We start from the raw sequence: 22,849 nt of genomic DNA on the forward strand, positions 1-22,849 counted from the left end.
ATTTCTTCTAACATTTCTTCTTGAATGATCGTGCGATGACGTTCGGCTTCGCCGCAGATGTTCGTCTCACCTGTAAAGAAGCCAGATGCGCCGATAATAAGACGTACCAAGGGCGCGCATTCACCGATCCCGCTCATGTGCCATGATCCTGCAAAGGCAACGTGCTTTGCATCTGGCAAGTGCTCCATAAGCTGCGCGGCGTCAATTCCAGCAGGCATCTGTGGGTACTCGCCCAAGTTCAGCAAAAGCGTAGCAAGGGCCATCGCGCCAAGACTGTCGGTCGTCATGGCCTGTGGCAAAGCAGGGTCAATCGCGAAGGTTGCAGTGATGCGTGCATCCTTGAGAGACGCTTCATAGCGCGGGGCATCAATGTCGTTGAAATCAACGCCGCCCTTGGTCATCCATCCACAATCAAGCATGCCTGCATTTTCATCGCAGTATTCAATATAGGCCGATTTCTGAACGCGCACGCCAGCAAGCGCCAAGGCCGTGTGCCCCCCAAGCGAGAACCCAGCACTGGTGATATCGCCCATGTCAGCTGTAATGCCGCGCAATGGCCCAGCTTCAAAAGCATCAAGGATCGCACTGTGATCCGCAGGACGGTCCCAGATTTCAATCGTGCGATGGGGATCGCTGTCCATGGATGTGGTGCCATGATGGTTAACACCAGCAACGATGTAGCCTTGCTGGGTCAGCGCGGTTGCAAGCCACGCCATCTGCGTCATGCGTCCGCCAGAACCGTGGCTGAGAACAACCAAAGGAAATGTGCCCGCGCGAGGGGTCGCATCGCGATGTGCGTGAAATCCATACATCAACGCATTCTGCGCTATGAGATCAGCGTCGCCTGTGGCATCGGTGGGATACCAAATATGCAAATCCAACGCTGTGTCACGATGATCAACATCCAAAGGCATCGTCATAAAGCCAACTTGCGTCTCGGGAATGGCGCGTGTCTCTGTTGAAAGCGCCCAAGCGGTGCCAAAGAAAAGCGCGGTGCCAGTGCCAAGGGTCAGGGCAGTGCGGGTGATAAATGTCTTCAATGTCATTGGTCTATCCATTCGTTTCATGGTTGCGATGGATCTGTGATGCGCGCGTCTTTGATTTAATGCGTCCTGAAACACGTTTTGGGACGTTCTCAAACCGGTTTTAGTCCTTTTGGAGCGTTTCATGCTGCCAACATTGCCCATCCCGATGATCGGCGCCTTGATCCTTGGGTTTCTATTCGCCTCGCTGGTATTGTCCCAAAAACGGATCATTGCGTTGAGCGGCTTAGTCGGGCTATGTGCTTTGCAATCAGCGCTTATTGCGTTGGTTTTGCATCACGGGGTCAGCGAATTGCGCATGGTACAACCCGTCTTGGCCTGCTGCATTCCGCCCTTGGCTTGGATCGGTTTACGGCGCTCAGGGTTAGAACGTGCTGGACGTGAAGTGCTCCATTTTGCGCCACCTCTTTTAGCGGTGCTGGCATTAATAGTTCAGCCCTATGCATTGGGTGTGATGATTCCGCTGCTTTATTTCGGCTACGGCATCGCGATCTTGGTAACGGTGTCACGCGGCGCTGATGCGTTGCCACGGCCTCGCTTTGAAAGCGGCGATCAATGGGGCGCATTTGGCGCTGGATCGGGATCGCCTTGATCGCATCGGGATTGAGTGACGTCGCAATCGCGGGGGTGATGATCGCTGGGATGGCGCACTTTGCGTCGCTGATCATTGCGTTCAGTTCATCTGGATTACTTTTGGTGATGGTCGCTTTAAGCCTGTCGCGCAGTTTGCGCGATTTACCAGACGCTTTGGTTGACGTGCCCGAACCAGTCGAGGTTGGTCCAAGTGAAGAGGACACAACAATCATGGCTCGGCTTGATGCATTGGTTGAAGAGGGGCGCTTGTATTTAGATCCTGATCTAACCCTCAGCCGACTAGCACGGCGCTTGGGTTTGCCCGTCAAAACGCTATCCATCGCGATCAATCGCGTGACGGGTGAAAACGTGTCGCGTTATATCAATGCGCGCCGGATCCAAGCGGCCTGTGCTGCACTAGAGGCAGGCGAAAGCGTGACCGAGGCCATGTTGAGTGCCGGCTTTAATACCAAGTCGAATTTCAACCGCGAATTCTTGCGTATCACGGGTAAAACGCCGCGCGCATTTCTCGGGTAGGATGCAGGGGGGGAACCAACCCCCATTTGCGCCTGCAAACTCCACCCGAGGTTTATTTAGACCAAAGATGCGGACTATTCGGCCGCAATCTGGATGACGGGCTCCATTTCAGCCAGCTTTTCGTCGCTTAGATGGCACTTGAGTTGGTGACCATTTGGACGCGTCCGAATTGCTGGAACTTCCGTATCACACAAGCCACCGGGGACCTGAGATTTCCAATTGCAGCGCGTTTGGAACGGGCAACCGGGCGGAGGGTTCATCGCTGATGGAATATCGCCCTCAAGCACGATGTGCTTTTTCTTCACGCTTGTATCCGCGATTGGAACCGCCGATAGCAGTGCTTCGGTATAGGGGTGATAGGGTGGCGAAAAGACCTGATCCGTCGTACCAAGTTCAACCACATGTCCAAGGTACATGACCATTACGCGGTCGCTCAGATAGCGCACGATCGACAGATCATGCGAGATGAACAACAACGTGGTTTTCTCTTCGCGCTGGATTTCCATCAACAGATCCGTGACGGCTGCCTGGACCGATACATCAAGCGCTGACACAGGTTCATCCGCCACCACGATACGCGCACCCCCAGAAAAGGCGCGGGCGATACCGACGCGTTGCTTTTGCCCACCAGAAAGCTGTCGCGGCATACGATCCGCAAATTCGCGCGGCAATTTCACCAAGTCGAGCAACTCAAGCATGCGATTGCGGCGCTCGGGCTCGGAGTTGCCGATTTTGAAGATTTCAAGCGCGCGGATGATTTGACGACCCACTGTCATAGACGGGTTCAGGGTATCGAACGGATTCTGGAATACCATCTGAACGTCTGCAACGGTCTTCGTGTCGCGTTCCTGAATGGGTGTGTTGCCGATGCTTTGATTGTCGAGCAGGATTTCACCGCTTGTCGCGGTTTCCAAACCCATGAGCACCTTGGCAAAGGTCGATTTGCCACAACCGGACTCGCCCACAATGGCGAGCGTCTCAGATTCGCGCGCTTCAAAACTAAGCGTCTCGTTGGCTTTTACGACCTTCTTATTGGCCCCGCCAAACAGCGCGTTCGCGGACACTTCGTAGTATTTCTTAAGGTTGTCCATCTTTAGGACGACCTTGCCAATCTCGCCTTTGACCTTCTGCTCACCCAAAACAATAGGGGCGTTCCAATCGATCTCTTCGTGCCTCAAGCAGCGCGTTGCGTGACGATCATTACCGTGCACACCAACCATGGCGATGTCGCCTTGGTCGCATCGGCCAGCTTCGAAATAGTCGCAGCGTGGGCCAAAGTTACAACCAATTGGACGTTCATGGGGCAGGGGGAAGTTGCCAGGGATTGCGACCAATGGACGGCTGTTCTTGTCTGCGCCGGGCAATGGGATCGAACGGAATAGCGCCTGTGTGTAGGGGTGCTGCATCTCGTCGAACACGTCCTCTATGGATCCGCGTTCGACCGCTTCGCCGGAATACATCACGCAAATCCGGTCACATGTTTCTAGAACCAGACCAAGGTTGTGCGAGATGAACAGCATCGATGTGCCGTATTTCTTGCCCAAATCGCGTACCAACTCAACGATGGCGGCTTCAACGGTCACATCCAGTGCGGTTGTCGGTTCGTCCAAGATCAACAATGCAGGCTTGGACATCAGCGCCATCGCGATTACGATACGCTGCTGCTGGCCACCCGATAACTGATGTGGATAGCTGTCTAAAATGCGCGCAGGGTCGGGCAACTTTACATCGGTGACCACATCCAAAGCGCGCTCTTTGGCTTCTTTTTCGCCAATGCCCTCGTGGATCATCGGAACTTCCATCAATTGACGGCCGACCTTCATCGCGGGGTTCAAGGACGCCATCGGCTCTTGATAGATCATCGCGATCTCATTGCCGCGCACGTCGCGTAATTCTTCAGGGCTCATTTCTGACAGGTCACGCCCTTTGAACTTGATCGAACCGCCGACAACGCGACCATTCTTGCCAAGGTCTTGCATCACCCCCAGAGCCACGGTAGATTTACCACAGCCAGATTCACCAACCAATCCGACCGCTTCACCGGGCTGAACCGTTACCGAAAAATCCATCACCGCTGGAATTTCGCGCAACCGCGTAAAGAAGGAAATCGAGAGCTTATCAATCTCTAGGATTGGCCCGTCATAATCCAGTTTTGCCATGTCACTTCTCCCTTTGGAGCAGAAAGCGAAAACCCTTTTTAGGTTTCCTCTCTCCATAAATATCTCGGGGGTCGAGGGGGCTGGCCCCCCGTCCACCCTATGAAATCAATCGCGCAAACTTTCTTCGCGAAGCCCGTCCGCCAGTAGGTTCAATCCCAAGACCAACGACAGCAATGCAAAAGCAGGCGGCAAAGCAGGGTGCAGATAGATCGACAAAAGCTTACGGCCGTCGTTGATCGTGCTGCCCCAGTCAGGGCTTTCGGGTGGCAGACCAAGGCCAAAGAAACCAAGTGTTCCAAGCAGAATGGTCGTATAACCAATGCGTAGGCAGAAATCGACGATCAGTGGGCCACGTGCGTTTGGCAGGATTTCCCAAAGCATGATGTACCAAGGACCTTCACCACGTGTTTGCGCCGCTGCCACATAATCACGCTGTTTGATGTCTAGCGTGAGACCCCGCACAATTCTGAACACTGTGGGTGAGTTGACGAAAACAACCGACACAAACACAACCAAGATACCAGCCGCTGGATTGAAGAAATCCAAAGAACCAAGAATATCGATCTTTGTGCTCGGTGCGTTGATCGTAACCACATACATAACCGCCAGTGGGATCAGGACTGCACATAGCCAAATGACGTTCTTTTGTGGCTGTTGTTTCAGTCGTGTGTTGATCAGAACCGAGAAGAAGATAAGCGGGAAGAAGAACAACACGATTGCCATATACTGCGGCAGACCCGTGTTCACGATCTCAGGTGTGACCAGCAAGTAGAACAACAAGATCACTGGGAAGGCGAGCACAAGGTTTGCAACGAATGACAACAACGTATCAAACTTGCCGCCAAAGTAACCTGCGGGCAGGCCAAGTGTAATCCCAACCATATATGCAAAGAGCGTCGCCAAAGGCGCGATCAGGATAACAATCGTGGCCCCTGACATGACACGACTAAAGATGTCGCGCGCAAGGTTGTCACCGCCAAGCAGATAATGGGCGTAATCCCCATCTTGTGCGCCGCGCAGTGGCGTGCCTGGCAGTTTGTTCTTCATCCCTGACACTTGACCTAAAGGATCATGTGTCAGGATCATGTCCATCGATCCCAAGGCCGCGACAAAGACCCAGAACATGACCAACGCAAAGCCGATCATGCCGATGGTGCTGTCAAACAGCTTACCGTAAAGTCCGAGTTTACGTTTATAGTAAATCGAGACTGTGAAAGTGACGATCAGCGCAATCCAAACAGGGATCAGCTGGACGAACATACCGGCGAAAATTCCGCCCCAAGAAAGTGGTTCCATTTCCAAATGTCCTTAGCTGACGCTGATACGTGGGTTAAGATATACGTAGCCGATGTCAGAGATCAGCTGAGTGATCAAAACAACGATCACCGACACAACAGAAACACCAAGCAGCAATTCGATATCGTTGTTGCCTGCGGCCTGAACCAACACCCAGCCAAAGCCTTTGTAGTTGAACAGGGTCTCTACAATTACGACACCATTCAGCAGCCACGGGATCTGCAACATGATCACCGTGAAAGGTGCAATCAGCGCGTTACGCAGGGCGTGCTTCACAACGATTTTGGGAAAGCTGACACCCTTTAGACGTGCTGTGCGGATGTATTGCGCCGTCATGACTTCGGCCATCGAGGCACGGGTCATACGGGCGATATACCCCATGCCATAAAGCGAGATCGTCAGAACCGGCAGGAAGAAGTTGTTGAAGTTTGCATTCTCCATGGCCGAGGTCGCGGTGCCTTTGAACAAGGTGCGTCCTTCGATCCAATCCATTGACGCAAGCCACTGATTAAGTGGCGACGCGGATGCGGCGAACAGTGCGATAAATATAACGCCAGACACATATTCCGGTGTCGCCGTCGTAATGATTGAAACTGTAGACAGGGATCGATCCGTGCGGCTGCCTTCGCGCATGCCCGCAAGGACACCGATAAGCAGGGCAGACGGGATCATCAACATCATCACCCAAAACATCAATTTGCCCGTCAGGCTCAGCCGTGTGGCAACGATGGAGGATACTTCGTCCTTAAAGACTGTGGAAAATCCCCAGTCGCCTTGGATAACGCCACAAAACCGCGGTGTATCTGCGATAGACACGCCAGTCTGAAGGCAACGTCCGTACGCACGGCCATCGTCGACTTCGATAATCTTGGACGGCCAAACCCCAAGCCATTCACCGTATTTGATCGGCAAAGGTTGATCGTAGCCCCGATTTGCGAGCCAGCGATCGACTTGTTCGTCGCTCATACGCATTTCGCCTTGCGTCTTAGCAAGCTTTTCAAGGTTCGGGTGTAGGTTGGTCAGAAAGAAGACGATGAACGTCAGGCAGATTGCCGTGAGGATCATGACCCCCAAACGGCGAAGAATAAACAGTCCCATGAGTGCCCCTGTTGATAAGGCTATGCAGACCATTGTTGGCCCGTCATTTGTACAGATCATCGACAATGACCCGCTTAAAAAGAAAGGCCGCGCCCGAAAAATCAGACGCGGCCCTGTTGGTTAGGTCAGCTTACGCTTCTACAGCCCACTTATAGAGCTGGGACGCATATGCGATGTGGATGTCAGTTCCGACAAAGCCTGGACGCGTGTGGCGGTAGATTGAACGCCAGTATGGCTGGATCGTCACGCCTTCTTCGATCACGATGGCCTGAATTTTGCCCATCACTTCACGGCGCTTGGCAGCATCCGCAATAGAGTTGGCTTCATCCAGAAGCGCGTCAAATTCAGCGTTGGACCAAGCGAACTCGTTCCAAGCAACGCCTGACTTATACGCAAGACCAAGAACCTGAGTACCCAGTGGGCGGTGGTTCCAGTTTGTGGAAGAGAAGGCATACTTCGTCCAGTCGTTCCAGAATGTGGAGCCAGGAAGGATCGTACGCTTCACTTTCATGCCTGCATCACGCATTTGCGCTGCAACCGCGTCCGTTGTGTTCTTGCGCCAGTCATCGTCGATGGAGTGGAGTTCGAACTCATAATCCGCCATGCCCGCTTCTTCCATAAGCGCGTAGGCTTTTGCTGGATCATGCGGAATACGGGTTACGGATGCGTCGTGCTCTGGGTGAACTGGTCCAACGTGGCAGTTTTCAGCAGGGACACCTTGGCCAGCGTTACCCAGCTCAAGAAGAACCGCGTTGTCCACACACATTGCAATCGCTTGACGGACGCGCTTGTCTTCAAAAATGACCTTGCCGTCTGCATCTGTTGCAGCTTGGTTTGGACGAACAACGATTGTTGAACCTGTCGCCAATTCGGCTTTGTTCCAACCAATGCTATCAAAAACGGAAACGAAGTCGCCAACGTTTTCATAGATCGTGTCGATCTCATCGGATTCAGCCGCCGCAACCCACGCAGATGGGTCTGTGCCGTAGTCAATGAACTCGATACGATCAAGGAAGGCGCCTTTGCCCTCTGCATAGCCCCACCAGTCGTGGCCCTCGTTGCGCACGAGAACGGACTTAACGCCAACTTCGTGGCTGTCGTTCTTGTAAGCGCCTGTACCGATTTGATTGGCCAGAAGGTCTTCTGGGTTGTCATCGGGGTGCATGATCGCCGCAGGATAATCCGCGATGCCTGGAATCAACGTGATGTCTGGCTGACGCAGGTTCAAACGCAGTGTGTGGCTGTCCACAACTTCGATTGCGCCGTCGATGGCCTTCTTCGTCTCCGGGTCAACGATCGAGTCAACGCGCGCGGCCATGGAGTTACCCTCAGCTTCGCCTTCTGCCCAGCGGTCGAAGTTATAAGCAATGTGCTCGGCTGTCAGCTCGTCGCCATTGTTCCACTTAACGCCCTTGCGGATGTTGAATGTGTATTGTGTGGCGTCAGCATTGACTTCCCAGCTCTCTGCGAGCCAGCCGTTGAACGAGCCATCTGAGTCATATTCAACCAGATACTCAAGCCAGCCGTTGCCGACGAAAGCGATCTGTGTCCAATCCCACGTGCGTGGGTCTTTCAATGCGCGCACTTCCATTTGCATGCGGATCGTGCCGCCTTGTTTGGCGTGTGCAGCAGCGTGAACGGGCTGAGTGAGACCGCCCATTGCGTAGATCGCGCTTGTTGCGACGCCCAAGGCGGAAGCACGTGTCAGGAATTCGCGGCGATCCAGAAGACCTGCTTTAAATTCATCAGCGTACATTTTGGCAGCCGAGTGGACGGGCTTGCCGTTAATTGTCTCATGCGTCATTATTTTCTCCCTGTGACACTTTTCTTTTTTGTTGGGGGGGGGGGCACCGTGTGTGAGTGACAGTGACTGCCGCTTTCGTTGCTCTCCCCAAGTCGCATCATTCGGCACTAGAAACTGCGCTACGTCAATTCACCTTTCGAAAAAGTGAAGTCTGAATGCGACCTGTTGGGCGTAGATAAGCGACATTGGCTTTGAATGCAGCCTCGAAAAGAACCTTACCTTACGTAAACTTAATCGAGAGTGTCTATCTATTCGCTTTCGCCGCGTTCCTGAGTGAAGAAGGCGTTTGAGCTGTATGGGTTTTGATGAACCGCGTGAAATAGGCAGGCGTAGAAAAGCCGAGGCGCATCGCGATATCGACAGCTTTCAACGCGTCATCTTCTAACATTCGACGAGCACGTTGTAGGGTGTGTTGTGTCAAAAGGTCGGCCGCCGTTACGCCGCAGCTTGACTTACAAACACGGGTCAAATGCGTGGGCGTCACACCAAGCTGCCCAGCGTAGTCTGCCATCGTTCCATTTCCGATGGGTTTGGTTTCGGATTGAACGATTAAAGCACAGAATGCGCGTAAAAGACGTTGTGTGGCTGTGGTGCGCTCTGGCGCTCTTTGCAAATGGTACCGGTGCGCCCAAATCATCATCAATTGGGCATGCGCTTGTGCGGCAACACGGGCCAAAGGTTCCGCATCTAACGCCTCGGCTTGAATTTCTTCGACATAATGCGTCAACTTCAATTGTGCCTTGGGTTCGCGCACGTGCAAGAGCATCGGCATGTCTGGCCAATCAATGCGCTCACTTGGGGGCAGGGCGACCGTTTGGCCAAAACACGACGATTCAAATGTAAATGAAAACAGTGTACCCGCCGGCACGAACAGCGCGTTATGGCTGCTCATAGCAGAGCCATGCCCGTTCACAACGCAGCGCGCAGAGCCACGCGTGACCCAAATTAGCATGTGTTGAGCGCGTGAATGTGCCAAGCCAAGCCGCCAAGATGCGTTGGGCGCACGTTGTGCAATCGTCAGAACGGCGGGCGGGGCGGCGGTAAAGCTCTGGTTTTCAATCATACTGCAACATAAGCAAAAATGTGGGTAAAAGGAAAGAAATCAACTAATAAGCTGAGTGGTTTCTTTGGAAAATGTGCAATTTCGTGACAGTTTTGGTTCTATGGTAGTGAGATATGGGTCCATGATTTCATGCGGGCACGAAACCACGTGCGTTGTCGCTTGGCGAACTGACGTGTCGCGATTGTCGCCAATTCCTTTGCTTCGTCCAAACCTGTTTCCCCTCTAAGGTAGGCGGTCACTTCAGGGGCTCCAATCGCTTTGCAAGACAGTAGGTCGGGGTTGAACCGGCCCAGATTGTCCCGGGCTTCGTCCAAGGCCCCGCCACTGATCATCTGGCCGAACCTGCGCGCGATCCGCTCGTTTAGCCAATCTGTGTCGGCGTCCAGCACCAAGGCTTTGGTCTTGCTTAACGGTAACAATGGGGGCGGCGTTGCATCATGCCACTCCGCCAAGCCCCGCCCTGTTTGGCGTTGGACTTCCCAAGCCCTTTGCACGCGCATCGGGTTTTTCAGGTCGATCTTTGCCGCCGTTGCCTCGTCCAAATCAGTGATCATCGCACTTAAGAGGCCGTTCGTTCGCATCCCATTCGCTTCTGCACGAACCTGGTCTGTCGTCGGCGGAATTTCGGCCATACCCTCTGTCAAAGCCGCGAAATATAGCCCGGTTCCACCGACAATAATGGGGCGATTTCCAGTGTCGTTCAACAATGGCACAAGATCACGTAGCCAAGCGCCAGCAGAATACGAGGCTTCAAACGGTACATGACCATATAGGCGATGTGGTGCGCGCGATTCCTCCTTCGCACTTGGGCGCGCGGTTAAAACACGCCACCCTTCAAACACTTGCGAGGCATCGGCGTTGATGATCACTCCGCCCTGCGCTTGCGCAATGTCTAGCGCCAAAGCCGACTTTCCAGACGCTGTTGGCCCCGCGATCAAAACAGGTTGCTCAGGCGAAATGGAAGAAATATCTATATTTAACAATGCTTTGTCTCGTCATTCGCCGCGTGGTCGATCATTTTGCACAATAAGCAAGGATGAGTGATTGAACAATGCGTCGATTGTAGGCATTTTAGGCGCGATACTACAAATCTTTCGGAGTGCCCTATGACCGATGCCAATCCTGACGGCGAAACGACGTTCAAACGCGTCATGCTTAAGATTTCAGGGGAGGCGTTGATGGGAGATCAAGGGTTCGGGCTACATCCCCCAACCGTTGCGCGCATCGCACGCGAAGTTCAAACAGTTCAAGATATGGGCGTCGAAATTTGCATGGTCATCGGTGGTGGCAACATTTTCCGCGGGCTTCAAGGATCTGCCCAAGGGATGGAGCGCACGACGGCCGATTACATGGGCATGCTTGCCACGGTAATGAACGCCCTTGCGATGCAATCCGCTCTAGAGGATCTTGGCATCCACACGCGTGTCATTTCAGCGATCACAATGAACGAGGTCGCGGAACCCTACATTCGTCGCCGCGCCGTGCGTCACCTTGAAAAGAAGCGCGTTTGCATTTTTGCGGCTGGCACGGGCAATCCGTATTTCACCACCGATACTGCTGCGACGCTGCGTGCCAATGAAATGGCCTGCGAAGCGATATTTAAAGGCACCAAGGTCGATGGCGTCTACGACAAAGACCCCGCAAAACATGATGATGCCAAGCGGTATGATACAGTTACATTTGACGAGGTGCTGCAAAAACGCCTTGGCGTAATGGACGCCTCTGCGATTGCTTTGGCGCGCGACAACAACCTGCCGATCATCGTGTTTTCATTGGATGAACCTGGTGGATTTAAAGGCATTCTTGCGGGGCGTGGAACGTATACACGGGTTCAAGGCTAGTCGTTTCGGGGTAAATACAGCGTGCTCTTAATCAGGGCGCGCTATACATTCGGCCATGAGTGGCTTAGACATAAAAGAAAATTCAGGGATGAATTGAGGGCAAAATGGCAGACGATTTTCTTCTAGATACCGACGACTTGCAGCGCCGCATGGATGGCGCGATGACAAGCCTAAAGACAGAGTTCAGCAGCTTGCGTACAGGGCGTGCGTCTGGTGCCATGCTAGATCCCGTTATGGTCGATGCCTATGGCAGCATGACGCCTATCAATCAGGTTGGAACTGTTAACGTTCCAGAGCCCCGGATGGTGACGGTCAATGTTTGGGACAAAGGCCTTGTTCAGAAAGTTGAAAAAGCTATTCGTGAGAGTGGTTTGGGGATCAATCCTCAGCTAAATGGTACGATCATCATGCTGCCAATCCCTGAACTGAACGAAGAACGCCGCCGCGAGCTGACCAAAGTCGCTGCAACCTATGCTGAAAACGCACGCGTGTCTTGTCGCAACGTGCGCCGTGATGGCATGGATCAAATCAAAAAGGCCAAAGCGGACGGCATGTCCGAGGATGATCAAAAGTTTTGGGAAACCGAAGTTCAAGACCTGACAGATAAGGCGATCAAGGCTGTGGATGCAGCTTTGGATACCAAACAAGCCGAGATTATGCAGGTATAAGAGCGTGAAAACTGCCGGCAAACTCTCTCAAGCGGTGGCAGCTGAAACGCCGTCAGCTTCGGGCCTACAACATGTTGCTGTCATCATGGATGGCAACGGGCGTTGGGCGCAGATGCGAGGGCGACCACGCTTGTTTGGGCATCATGCAGGTGCGCGGCGGGTCAGTGAAATTTTGCGAGCGTGCCCGCCGAATGGTGTTAAATATTTGACGATTTTCGCGTTTTCGACGGAAAACTGGAAGCGTACGCAGGTCGAAGTTTCGGGCCTGATGAAGTTATTCCAGGGCTACATCACCAAAGAGGCACGCGCTTTGCGCGATGAGGGTGTGCGCGTTCGATTTATTGGCGATCGCGTTCGTCTTAACCCAAAGCTTGTTGAATTGATGGACAATCTGGAACAGATGACGTCCTGCAATGATTTGGTACATTTGACGATTGCTTTGAATTATGGTGGCCGTGATGAAGTGGCTCGCGCAACCAAACGGCTTGCGCAAGACGTCGCAAGTGGCAAGCTTGACCCTGAAAAAGTGGATGAAGAAACGCTGCCAAAGTACTTGGATACATACGTTTTGCCAGATCCAGACCTGGTTATTCGTACGAGTGGCGAAGCGCGCATTTCTAATTTTCTTTTGTGGCAATCGGCCTACGCAGAGTATGAGTTTATCGACACGCTTTGGCCTGACTTTACCGCAGAGGAATTTGGAACGCTTACAGCTAAATACGGCAAGCGTGACCGACGCTTTGGCGCTGTAAACGTATGAGCGATGTCGCGTCCAAATGGGGTGATTTGGTTCCGCGCTTTCTGAGCGCACTTGCAATGCTTGTGATTGGTATCGCTGTCGTTTGGGTGGGTGGCCTGTGGGTGCACTTATTCGTGTCTCTGGCCTGTGGATTGATGGTTTGGGAATTGGTTCGCATGCTGGGCAGTGCGGATGCACAAATGGCAATGTGGCTGGCCTTTGTGAGTGGGGGCGCTTTATTCGCGGCAAGCTATGCGCCCTATGCCACGCTGATTTTGCCGATGTTGATTGCCCCCAGTTGCGTTGGTTTCTCGATTCTGCGCTCTGGCGCGCGACCTTTCACGGGGCGGCGCATTTTCATGAGCTATACCGCGTTTATTCTGATTGCAGGTTATAGCCTGATTGCGCTGCGCGACGACTATGGCATTGTTTGGATGGCGTGGCTGCTTGTTGTCGTCATCGTTACAGATGTCGCCGGTTATTTTGCGGGGCGTATTCTTGGCGGTCCAAAGTTCTGGCCACGCGTTAGCCCCAAGAAAACATGGTCGGGCACCGTTGCTGGTTGGTTCGGTGCTGGTCTTGTCGGGCTGGTGTTTGTATCCTTCTTCAATGTTGGACCCAATGTGATTTATATCTCTGTCGCGGTCGCACTTGCATCACAGCTTGGCGATATTGCCGAAAGTGCGATCAAACGACACGTTGGTGTTAAGGACAGCTCCAGCCTTATTCCAGGGCACGGCGGTCTTTTGGATCGCTTTGACGGAATGCTAGGTGCGTCGCTTTTGCTGATCATCATCGAGTTCTTTGTGAATTTTCCATCGGTTGCTGGATAGATTATAAATATGCGCAAGGTGTCTATTCTTGGGGCCACGGGGTCGATTGGGCAAAACACGATTGATTTGATCAAACGCGCACCTGATGCGTATGATGTTGTCGCGTTGACAGGGGCGCGCAACATCGCCCAACTTGCCAAAGATGCTGTTGATCTGCGTGCACAGGTTGCTGTTACGGCTGATCCAACTCTACTTGATGATTTACGGGCGGCCTTAGCGGGCAGCGATGTGGAAGCCGCGGCAGGGCCAAACGCGCTTGAAGATGCCGCCGCGCGAACCGTGGATTGGGTGATGTCGGCAATCATTGGTGCAGCTGGTTTGGCACCTGGACTTAAAGTGCTTGAGCAGGGCGCAGCACTCGCGTTGGCGAACAAGGAATCCATGGTTTGTGCCGGGGCTCTGGTCAAAGCGACTGCGCACAAACATGGCGCACGTGTCTTACCTGTCGACAGTGAGCATTCCGCAGTGTTCCAAGGCTTGATTGGCGAGGATATCAACACGGTCGAGAGGATCATTATCACCGCATCAGGTGGTGCTTTTCGCGATTGGCCGATGGAAAAACTAGCGACGGCGACACCTGCACAGGCGGCAACCCATCCTAATTGGGACATGGGGCAACGGATAACGATTGATAGTGCGTCGATGTTCAACAAGGCGCTCGAAGTCATTGAAACGCGAGAGTTTTTTGAGGTTGATCCAAGTATCATTGAAGTTTTGGTCCATCCACAATCCATGATCCATGCGCTTGTTGGCTTTAATGATGGTGCGCTTATGGCGCATGTGGGGCCGCCCGATATGCGCCACGCGATCGGGTTTGCATTGCACTGGCCCGAACGTCGAAACCTGCCAGTTGAGCGGCTTGATCTTGCCGCGCTGTCACAACTCACATTTCGTGATCCCGATGAAAAACGCTGGCCTGCTTTGCGCCTCGCGCGCGACGTTATGGCTGCTGGGGGTCATACAGGCGCTGTTTTCAATGCCGCCAAAGAACGCGCGCTTGATCATTTTATTTCCGAACACATCGGCTTTATGCAAATGGCGGAGGTGGTCGAAGAGGTCCTTACCCGTCTTTCTGCCCAATCCAGCCTCACAAATGCCGAAATGTCCCTTGATAGCGTCCTAGAGATGGACCATCTGGCACGTAAGACTGCCGACGACATCATCGCCAAGCAGTAGCAAAGCGCCACATCAGAGGGCGTGAGAGCAGCAAAAGGACGTGAAAATATGGATATTCTTGGACTTTTGCCGCAATTTGGCAGTGTGATCTGGACGCTTTTGGCGTTTGTGTTGGCTCTGTCGATCATTGTCGCGATTCATGAATACGGTCATTACATTGTCGGACGGTGGTCTGGCATTCACGCAGAAGTGTTCTCGCTTGGGTTTGGTCCGGTTCTGTTCAGTCGTGTCGACAAACGCGGCACGCTTTGGCAGTTCGCAGCCCTTCCATTTGGCGGCTACGTTAAGTTCAAAGGCGATGCGAATGCTGCCAGTGCGCCTGATGGGGAGGCCGTACGTGAAATGACGCCTGAAGAACGTCGCTCAACGATGCCGGGTGCTCCACTTTGGGCGCGCGCTGCAACGGTTGCTGCGGGTCCTGTCTTTAACTTTGCTCTGTCGATCATCATTTTTTCTGCGGTTATCTTTTCGCGTGGCGAAGTTACGGACACGCTGACAGTTGGCGCGCTGCGCGACATGCCAGCTGTGCAAGAATTGCAAGTTGGCGATGAGTTGCGCGCAATTGATGGCATTCAAGTTCCAAGTTTTAACGATGGGGAAGGGTTCACAGCCCTAGAAGCTGATATCACCAAAACCGCCAGCGTGATCTACACTGTGGGTCGTGGTGACACAGAGCTAGACGTCACAGGTCCATATCCATATCCCGCATTGATCACTCAAGTCGCCCCGCAATCAGCGGCGCTAGCGGCGGGTTTAAAGGTTGGCGACGTCATCACTGCTATTGACGGCGAACCATCCTATGCGTTCTCGCAACTAAAAGATGCGGTTGAGGGCGGCAATGGAGCACTCTTGCTATTGGACCTATGGAATGCGGGCGAAACGCGTCAGGTGACGCTATCTGCCAAGCGTGTTGATGAACCACAAGCCGACAATACGTTCATTACACAGTGGCGCATTGGTGTTGCGGGTGGCTTGTTCTTTGAACCTGCGACGCAGCCAACGGGTCTGGGGAAATCTATTAGCCTTGCAACCTTGCAAACCAAGCGGATCATCGAAGGGTCGCTGTCGGGCATGTATCACATGGTGACGGGTGCGATCAGTTCGTGCAATCTGTCTGGCCCGATTGGAATTGCGCAAACGTCTGGTGCAATGGCCAGTCAGGGCGCGAGCAGCTTTATCTGGTTCATTGCGGTGCTTTCCACGGCTGTTGGCCTGTTGAACCTGTTCCCGATCCCTGTTCTGGATGGTGGCCACCTCGTGTTCTTTGCCTATGAGGTGGTAACAGGCAAGCCACCAAACGAACGCGTTTTGCGTGTCTTTATGATGGCCGGTTTGGCAATGATCCTATCGCTGATGGTGTTCGCTTTGAGCAATGATTTATTCTGCCCATAAGGTCTGCGGAAAAGGGGGCTAACCCTGTTCTTTTTCAACAATGCCCAGATTTAGCCCCATTTGCCTATTAGGGTTTCGATTACGAACTGAACCCCTCACGCATTTTGCGCAAAAAAGAGGCTTCTCGATGCAACTGATCCAGACCACCACGCGTAGTCTTGGCTTCCTAATTGAGCTTAACTGGGACCGCTTCGTATACTTTGGGATGCTTGGTCTGTGCCTGGGTCTTTCGGTCTATGTGGCGTCCGTTACCTCTGCCAACCCCTTCATTTTGTAGATACTTCTAGGCATGCGATCCTGCGAGAAATAGCCGATCCGCTTTTGACAACATGACCCAACCAAGCTAGTCAGATTGCAACTGGGGTTTCTGCTGGAACGGTGTCATGATCAATAATAATGCGAGCGGCGAAAAACGTCGCGCGAAACGCGCTACACGAGCAAGTTCTTTGAAAACAAGTGTTGCGACGATTGCCCTAGGGTTATCAGTGGCTTACGTAGCGCTACCAACTGCTGCGCACGCACAGCAATATAGGTTCAATTCGGTTGCAATCGAAGGCAATCAGAGAATCGAGCAATCGACGATCCTGTCTTATGCAGGAATCGCCCGTGGCGCGAACGTCTCTGGATCAGACCTGAATTCAGCCTTCCAACGGCTTCAAGAGAGCGGATTGTTCGAAAGCGTCGATATTGAACCTCGCGGGAGCCGTTTGGTGATTAAGGTCACTGAATTTCCGACGATCAACCGTATAAAATTTGAGGGTAACAAGCGCCTTAAAGATGAAAATCTGGCGTCTATCGTCCAAAGCCAAGCACGTCGTGTGTTCAATCCAACTGTTGCTGAACGTGATGCGGCCAACATCGCGACCGCCTATTCCCAGCAGGGCCGTCTAACTGCGACAGTTAGCCCACGTATTATCCAACGGTCTGACAATCGTGTCGATCTTGTTTTCGAAATTTTTGAAGGTGGCCTTACAGAGATTGAACGCATTGGTTTTGTTGGGAACCAAGTCTATTCAGATGGTCGGTTGCGCCGCGTTCTGGAAACCAAGCAAGCGGGCCTTTTGCGTGCGTTGGTAAAGCGCGACACGTTCGCAGAGGACCGTATCGAATTCGATAAGCAGGTTTTGAACGATTTCTATCTTAGCCGCGGTTACGTGGATTTCCGGACGACGGGTGTCAACGCCGAGCTTGCCCGTGAGCGCGACGGATACTTTGTGACGTTTAATGTCGAAGAAGGACAGCAGTTCAAATTCGGTGCAATCACGACGGTTTCTGAAATTGCAGATGCGGATGAAGCCGAATTTCTGGCTGCTCTGAAAATTAAGTCTGGTGTGGTTTACTCACCCTCTCTCGTTGAAAATTCGATTGCGCGGCTTGAGCGTTTGGCAAACAAAAAAGGCCTCGACTTTGTACGTGTCGAACCTCGTATTTCACGCAATGATCGAGATCTAACGTTGGATGTCGAATTCGCTCTGGTGCGTGGCCCGCGTGTCTTTGTCGAACGCATTGACATTGAAGGCAACGCAAGTACCCTTGATCGCGTTGTGCGTAGACAGTTCCGAATTGTTGAAGGGGATCCCTTTAATCCTCGTGAAATTCGCGAAAGTGCGGAACGTGTTCGTGCGCTTGGTTTCTTTGGACAGGCAGAGGTCGAAGCGCGTGAAGGGTCGTCACCTGATCAAGTGGTCATTGACGTCGATGTCGAAGAGACGACGACCGGATCACTTTCCTTTGGTGGCACATACTCAAGCGCCACTGGACCGGGTGCAGTCATTAAATACAGCGAAACCAATTTCCTGGGACGCGGCCAGCAGCTCAATCTAGCTGTGACCACGGGTGTCGCAAATCGCGAGTATTCTTTTAATTTTGCAGAACCAGCGTTTCTTGGTCGCGATCTTCGTTTCGGGTTTGCTTTGTCTTATGTCGAAACTGACAACCAAAATGCAGTCTATGATACAAATTTGGGGCGCTTTCGTCCTTCACTTGAATTTCCTGTTTCTGAAAATGGTCGTGTCCAGCTTCGATACACACTTGATTTGGCTGAAATGGGAGAGGTCGGTACAACGGCAGGGGCATTGATCACCTCTGAAGTGGCGCGTGGCAAAGAATGGTCTAATTCGCTTGGCTATACCTATAGCTATGACACGCGTCGCACAGGTTTAAACCCGAATGCGGGTGTTTTACTAGAGTTTGGCCAAGATTTCGGTGGCACCAGTGGCAAAAACCAATTCGTCAGATCGACTGCAAAAGCGATTGCCCAGACCAAAGTTTTCAGTGAAGAAGTGACTTTGCGCGCAACTCTTGAGGGTGGCGCATTGAACTATCTAAGCGGAGCGAGCCGGTCTACAGAGCGTTTTTTCATGGGATCAAACGTTATGCGCGGCTTTGCAGCCAGTGGCATTGGACCGCGCGAAGTGAATGGCGCGGTAAATGATGCGTTGGGTGGCAACATGTTCGCTGTCGCGCGTTTTGAAGCAGAATTCCCACTTGGTCTGCCTGAGGAATACGGGATTTCAGGTGGTGTGTTCTATGATATTGGCTCGCTCTGGTCGTTGGATCAAAGCAATGCTGATGTGATCAACGAAGGGTTCAAGGCGCGCCAAGTGATCGGTGCATCGATTTTCTGGACCACACCGATCGGCCCATTGCGGTTCAATTTTTCGAGAGCAATATCTAAACAGACTGGTGACCAAGAACAGACGTTCGACTTGTCGATTTCGACTGAGTTTTAAACATGACCTCGCTTTTGCGACATATCCCGCTTGCGATGATTGTATGTGCAAACGTGTTGTTTGGATCTTCTCAGGTGTCTGCTCAGTCAGGCGGGTTCTCGCTTCCGGACGTTCCGGTCCTTACGATCGTTCCGGACCGCTTGTTTTCGGAAACTTTGTTTGGCCAGACCTTGTCCAAGGAAATCGCAGAGCGTGGTCAAAAACTAGCGGCGGAAAACCGTCGTATTGAACGTGCACTTGCGGGCGAAGAGGGCGAGTTGACAGTTTTACGCGATACCTTAGGCGCGGAAGAGTTTCGCAATCTTGCAGATACTTTTGATACCAAAGTGACCAGCGCGCGCTCACAGCAAGACGAAAAAGCGCGCGTTTTGGCGCAAACCTCTGATATCGCTGAACGCCGTTTTCTTGTGGCAATCGCCCCTGTAATGGAATCTATGATGAGCGAAAAAGGCGCAAGCGTCATTCTTGATCGCAGGGCCGTGTTCGTGAGTGCGGACGCAACAGATGTGACAGAGGATGCGATTGCGCGGATTGACGCGAGGCTTGGCGAAGGGATGTCGCTAGAGGACCTATTGCCGCCGTCTGAAGCGGTCCCAGAACAATAGCATGTTGCTAGAGTGACTTGCTCCGCTTAAGTCCAGTTGTTAGGACCAATGCCACGCCAATTTATAGACTTAAGGGGATCCCCATGACCGAGCTTTTGAGCGCAGACATTCAACTGATCCAGCGCATCCTGCCGCATCGCTATCCCTTTTTGTTGGTGGACAAAGTTGAGGCCATAGATGGCACGGCAACAGCGACGGGTATCAAGAACGTCACGTTCAACGAACCACATTTCCAAGGTCATTTTCCAGGTCTTCCTATTATGCCGGGTGTGACAATTGTCGAGGCGATGGCGCAAACAGCGGCCGTGATGGTGGGCACTGCACTGGACATGGCGGACAAAGAGATGAAGGTCTATTTTATGGCCATCGACAAATGCAAATTCCGCCGCAAGGTTGGCCCCGGTGATGTGCTAAAGATGCATTTGACAACTTTGCGCGGCAAGCAGGGTGGCAAGGTCTGGAAATTTTCTGGCGTTGCAGAAGTCGACGGCGAAATGGCAGCAGAAGCTGAATTCACGGCCATGATGGATCTGCCTGCATGAGCATTCACCCCACAGCCCAGATCCATGCCAGCGCCGTTGTTGAAGAGGGCGCATGCATTGGGGAAAGCTGCATTGTCGGCGCATTTTGTTATATTGGCGCAGAGGCCACTTTGGGCGCGCGTTGTGTTTTGATGACTCACGTTGTCATCAAAGGCCAAACCGTGATGGGCGACGACAACACTGTGTTTTCTTTCGCGGTCATCGGTGAAATTCCGCAGGATAAGAAATTTGGCGGCGAAATCACACGTCTTGAGATCGGATCGCGTAACCGCATTCGCGAGCACGTGACGATCAACACAGGCACTGAGGGTGGTGGAAGCCTGACCAAAATGGGTGACGATTGCCTGTTGATGGCTGGCTGTCACGTCGCCCATGATGTGATCATTGCCAACAATGTGATTGTTGTGAATAGTGCTGCGGTTGCAGGCCACTGTATCATTGAAGATGATGTGATCATTGGCGGTCTTGCGGGCATTCATCAATTCGTTCGAATTGGCAAAGGCGCGATTATCGGTGCTGTTACGATGGTGACGAATGATGTGATCCCGTTCGGGCTGGTTCAAGCGCCACGCGGTCAATTAGATGGGTTAAATCTAGTTGGGCTTAAACGTCGCGGTGTGGATCGTGCCGATATCATGGCGCTGCGTGCGGCGTTTCAAATGATGGCGCAGGGCGAGGGCACTTTCCAAGATCGCGTAAAGCGTATGGGCGAAGACACAGACAGTGCCTATGTTCATCAAATCGTTGATTTTGTGACGGGTGCAACGGATCGATCTTTCTTGACACCGGGTGGCTAGACGATGTCACGGCTCGCAATTTTAGCTGGATCTGGCGCTTTGCCGCAGCGTTTAAGCGATGCGCGAACAGATGCGATTCTGATCAGCTTTGCGGGTGTGCCACATGCTTTGGGACCCAAAACCCAAGAGCATAGTTTCGAAAAAATGGGCGCATTGTTTGACGCACTCAAAGCGCAGGGTGTGCGCGAAGTGGTCATGGCGGGTGCAATGTCGCGCCCTCCGCTTAATCCAAACGCATTTGATGACGTGATGACAGCCCTCGCGCCGCGCTTGATTGTGGCCATGCAAGGCGGGGATGACGCTTTGCTGCGTTTGGTCATCGCGATCTTTGAGGAGCAAGGTTTTACAGTGCGTGGAGCACATGAAATTGACCCGTCGCTGACTGCGAACGCAGGGACGCTTGTGGGGACTGTTTTAAGTGGGACCCATGAAAAGGACGCCAAGCGTGGGTTTGAAATTCTAAACGCGCTAAGCCCCCTTGATGTCGGTCAGGGCGTTGTTGTTGAGAATGGTCTGTGCCTTGGGATCGAAACACTACAAGGTACAGATGCTTTACTCGACTTTGTTGCGCGATCCCCGAAACATTTGCGCAAGCTTGGTGGTGTTTTCATTAAAGCCCCAAAGCGGGATCAGGATCTGCGCGTGGACATGCCAACAATTGGGCCTGACACTGTGAAAGCGGTTAGTGCAGCAGGGCTATCTTGCATCGTTATCGAGGCAGGCAGCGTGATCGTCTTGTCCAAAGACGACGTTGTTACGGCCGCCAATTCTGCAGGCATCTCCTTAATCGCGTTGGACATTTAGATCATGCGTGTGTTCATCATTGCGGGCGAACCATCAGGCGACAAGCTTGGCGCGGCCTTGATGGAAGGACTGGTTGAACTGGCACCAGAGGTTCAGTTCGACGGGATCGGTGGTGCGCGGATGATCGAGGCAGGGCTGATCAGTCGTTTCCCGATGGAAGAGATTTCCATCATGGGCATCTCTGAAATCCTGTCACAGTACCGCCATTTGAAGCGCCGCATTGCCGAAACCGCAGAACAGATCATCCGCTCTAAACCTGACGTGCTGATCACCATCGACTTGCCTGAGTTTTCATTGCGCGTTGCCAAGCTGGTGAAAGCCAAAAGCGATATCCGTTGCGTGCACTACGTTGCTCCGACAGTCTGGGCATGGCGTGCGGGGCGGGCGGCGAAGATGGCGCGCCACATTGATCAAGTGCTGGCGCTGTTTCCGTTCGAGCCACCCTACATGGAAGCCGCTGGCATGCGCTGCGACTTCGTCGGCCATCCTGTAGTATCTGATGTGCAAGCCACCGAGGAAGAGGCGCAGGCGTTGCGCACTGACTACGAGATCGGCGATGCCCCCCTCGCATTGATCCTTCTCGGATCGCGCAGGGGCGAAGTTGGACGGCTTGCGCCAATCTTTGGGGAGGTCCTTGCACCCGTCCTGAAAGCACGCCCTGATCTACGCGTGATCATTCCTGCAGCAGCCCCCGTTGAAGTGCTTGTGCGCGACGCCGTCAAAGACTGGCTGGGTGCACCTTTAGTTATCAGTTCTGAGGACAAGGCACTGAAACGTGCCGCGTTCAAAGCGGCGGATGTGGCGCTGGCAGCGTCTGGCACTGTGTCATTAGAACTGGCTGCGGGTGGGACGCCTATGGTGATCGCCTACGATATGAATTGGCTCTCACGCCAAGTCATCGGGCGGATGCTGAAAGTGGATACAGTGACCTTGGTCAATCTGGTGTCTGACACACGCGCTGTACCAGAATTCATCGGTGAAAACTGCGTGCCCGACAAGATTGCACAGGGTTTGCTTGCGTTGATCCAAGACCCGAGCAAGCAAAATGACGCGATGTCTTTAACGATGGAGCGTTTGGGGCAGGGCGGTGATGCCCCCGGTCTGCGCGGCGCGCGCGCCGTTCTGGACGGCTTGCGCGATCAGTAGG

At 53.0% G+C, this 22,849-nt stretch carries 21 protein-coding genes; 14 read left to right on the forward strand and 7 right to left on the reverse strand.

Annotation, left to right across the window (positions count from 1 at the left end; genetic code table 11):
• Positions 1-1,046: hypothetical protein (locus QZ279_RS02770; RefSeq protein WP_293447630.1), on the reverse strand; the 1,046-nt coding region annotated here is incomplete at its 3' end.
• A 121-nt stretch (positions 1,047-1,167) separates the two neighbouring features.
• Here QZ279_RS02770 and QZ279_RS02775 point away from each other — a divergent pair.
• Together QZ279_RS02775 and QZ279_RS02780 are read left to right on the forward strand one after the other, a co-directional pair.
• Positions 1,168-1,635 carry a hypothetical protein gene (locus QZ279_RS02775; RefSeq protein ID WP_293447633.1) on the forward strand — a complete coding sequence of 156 codons (468 nt, stop codon included), beginning with the start codon at positions 1,168-1,170 and terminating at the stop codon, positions 1,633-1,635.
• Entirely contained in the window at positions 1,599-2,153 is a 555-nt protein-coding gene (locus tag QZ279_RS02780; protein ID WP_293447636.1) for an AraC family transcriptional regulator, read from the forward strand. Before QZ279_RS02775 ends, QZ279_RS02780 begins: the two co-directional genes overlap by 37 nt.
• Positions 2,154-2,227: 74 nt before the next feature.
• Here the strand turns inward: QZ279_RS02780 and QZ279_RS02785 are convergent, their stop codons facing one another.
• The 6 genes from QZ279_RS02785 to miaA form a co-directional block, all read right to left on the reverse strand.
• A complete protein-coding gene (locus tag QZ279_RS02785) occupies positions 2,228-4,312 on the reverse strand; it encodes an ABC transporter ATP-binding protein (protein WP_293447639.1) in 2,085 nt (694 codons plus the stop codon).
• Positions 4,313-4,417: 105 nt separating this feature from the next.
• Positions 4,418-5,608, reverse strand: coding sequence for an ABC transporter permease (locus tag QZ279_RS02790; RefSeq protein ID WP_293447642.1), 1,191 nt, complete (start codon positions 5,606-5,608; stop codon positions 4,418-4,420).
• Positions 5,609-5,620: 12 nt separating this feature from the next.
• Positions 5,621-6,706, reverse strand: a complete 1,086-nt coding sequence (locus QZ279_RS02795) for an ABC transporter permease (protein ID WP_293447645.1) — start codon at positions 6,704-6,706, stop codon at positions 5,621-5,623.
• A gap of 130 nt (positions 6,707-6,836) precedes the next feature.
• Complete coding sequence (locus QZ279_RS02800) at positions 6,837-8,510, reverse strand: ABC transporter substrate-binding protein (protein WP_293447647.1); 1,674 nt, start codon at positions 8,508-8,510, stop codon at positions 6,837-6,839.
• 244 nt (positions 8,511-8,754) lie between these two features.
• Complete coding sequence (locus QZ279_RS02805; protein ID WP_293447649.1) at positions 8,755-9,573, reverse strand: AraC family transcriptional regulator; 819 nt, start codon at positions 9,571-9,573, stop codon at positions 8,755-8,757.
• Positions 9,574-9,671: 98 nt separating this feature from the next.
• Positions 9,672-10,547, reverse strand: a complete 876-nt coding sequence (gene miaA / locus QZ279_RS02810; protein WP_293447777.1) for a tRNA (adenosine(37)-N6)-dimethylallyltransferase MiaA — start codon at positions 10,545-10,547, stop codon at positions 9,672-9,674.
• A gap of 132 nt (positions 10,548-10,679) precedes the next feature.
• Here miaA and pyrH point away from each other — a divergent pair, with 132 nt between their 5' ends.
• The 12 genes from pyrH (at position 10,680) to lpxB (ending at position 22,848) form a co-directional block, all read left to right on the forward strand.
• Positions 10,680-11,414 carry a UMP kinase gene (pyrH, locus tag QZ279_RS02815; protein WP_293447652.1) on the forward strand — a complete coding sequence of 245 codons (735 nt, stop codon included), beginning with the start codon at positions 10,680-10,682 and terminating at the stop codon, positions 11,412-11,414.
• Between the two features lie 104 nt (positions 11,415-11,518).
• Positions 11,519-12,082 (forward strand): ribosome recycling factor, encoded by a 564-nt coding sequence (frr, locus tag QZ279_RS02820; RefSeq protein ID WP_293447653.1) that lies wholly within the window; start codon positions 11,519-11,521, stop codon positions 12,080-12,082.
• Positions 12,083-12,116: 34 nt separating this feature from the next.
• Entirely contained in the window at positions 12,117-12,842 is a 726-nt protein-coding gene (gene uppS, locus QZ279_RS02825; protein WP_293447779.1) for a polyprenyl diphosphate synthase, read from the forward strand.
• Complete coding sequence (locus QZ279_RS02830; protein WP_293447656.1) at positions 12,839-13,654, forward strand: phosphatidate cytidylyltransferase; 816 nt, start codon at positions 12,839-12,841, stop codon at positions 13,652-13,654. Before uppS ends, QZ279_RS02830 begins: the two co-directional genes overlap by 4 nt.
• Positions 13,655-13,663: 9 nt before the next feature.
• A complete protein-coding gene (gene dxr, locus QZ279_RS02835) occupies positions 13,664-14,830 on the forward strand; it encodes a 1-deoxy-D-xylulose-5-phosphate reductoisomerase (RefSeq protein ID WP_293447658.1) in 1,167 nt (388 codons plus the stop codon).
• 48 nt (positions 14,831-14,878) lie between these two features.
• Entirely contained in the window at positions 14,879-16,222 is a 1,344-nt protein-coding gene (rseP, locus tag QZ279_RS02840) for an RIP metalloprotease RseP (protein WP_293447661.1), read from the forward strand.
• 383 nt (positions 16,223-16,605) lie between these two features.
• A complete protein-coding gene (gene bamA, locus QZ279_RS02845) occupies positions 16,606-18,954 on the forward strand; it encodes an outer membrane protein assembly factor BamA (RefSeq protein WP_293447662.1) in 2,349 nt (782 codons plus the stop codon).
• A 2-nt stretch (positions 18,955-18,956) separates the two neighbouring features.
• Positions 18,957-19,559: an OmpH family outer membrane protein gene (locus QZ279_RS02850; RefSeq protein ID WP_293447665.1), complete on the forward strand. Its 603-nt coding sequence runs from the start codon at positions 18,957-18,959 to the stop codon at positions 19,557-19,559.
• Between the two features lie 83 nt (positions 19,560-19,642).
• Positions 19,643-20,101 carry a 3-hydroxyacyl-ACP dehydratase FabZ gene (gene fabZ, locus QZ279_RS02855; protein WP_293447667.1) on the forward strand — a complete coding sequence of 153 codons (459 nt, stop codon included), beginning with the start codon at positions 19,643-19,645 and terminating at the stop codon, positions 20,099-20,101.
• Positions 20,098-20,898: an acyl-ACP--UDP-N-acetylglucosamine O-acyltransferase gene (gene lpxA, locus QZ279_RS02860; RefSeq protein ID WP_293447669.1), complete on the forward strand. Its 801-nt coding sequence runs from the start codon at positions 20,098-20,100 to the stop codon at positions 20,896-20,898. The genes fabZ and lpxA overlap by 4 nt, the downstream gene beginning before the upstream one ends.
• A gap of 3 nt (positions 20,899-20,901) precedes the next feature.
• Entirely contained in the window at positions 20,902-21,702 is an 801-nt protein-coding gene (gene lpxI / locus QZ279_RS02865; protein WP_293447672.1) for a UDP-2,3-diacylglucosamine diphosphatase LpxI, read from the forward strand.
• 3 nt (positions 21,703-21,705) lie between these two features.
• Entirely contained in the window at positions 21,706-22,848 is a 1,143-nt protein-coding gene (gene lpxB / locus QZ279_RS02870) for a lipid-A-disaccharide synthase (protein WP_293447675.1), read from the forward strand.
• Position 22,849: the final 1 nt, after the last annotated feature.

Source organism: Planktotalea sp. (assembly GCF_018607965.1).
Lineage (GTDB): Bacteria > Pseudomonadota > Alphaproteobacteria > Rhodobacterales > Rhodobacteraceae > Planktotalea.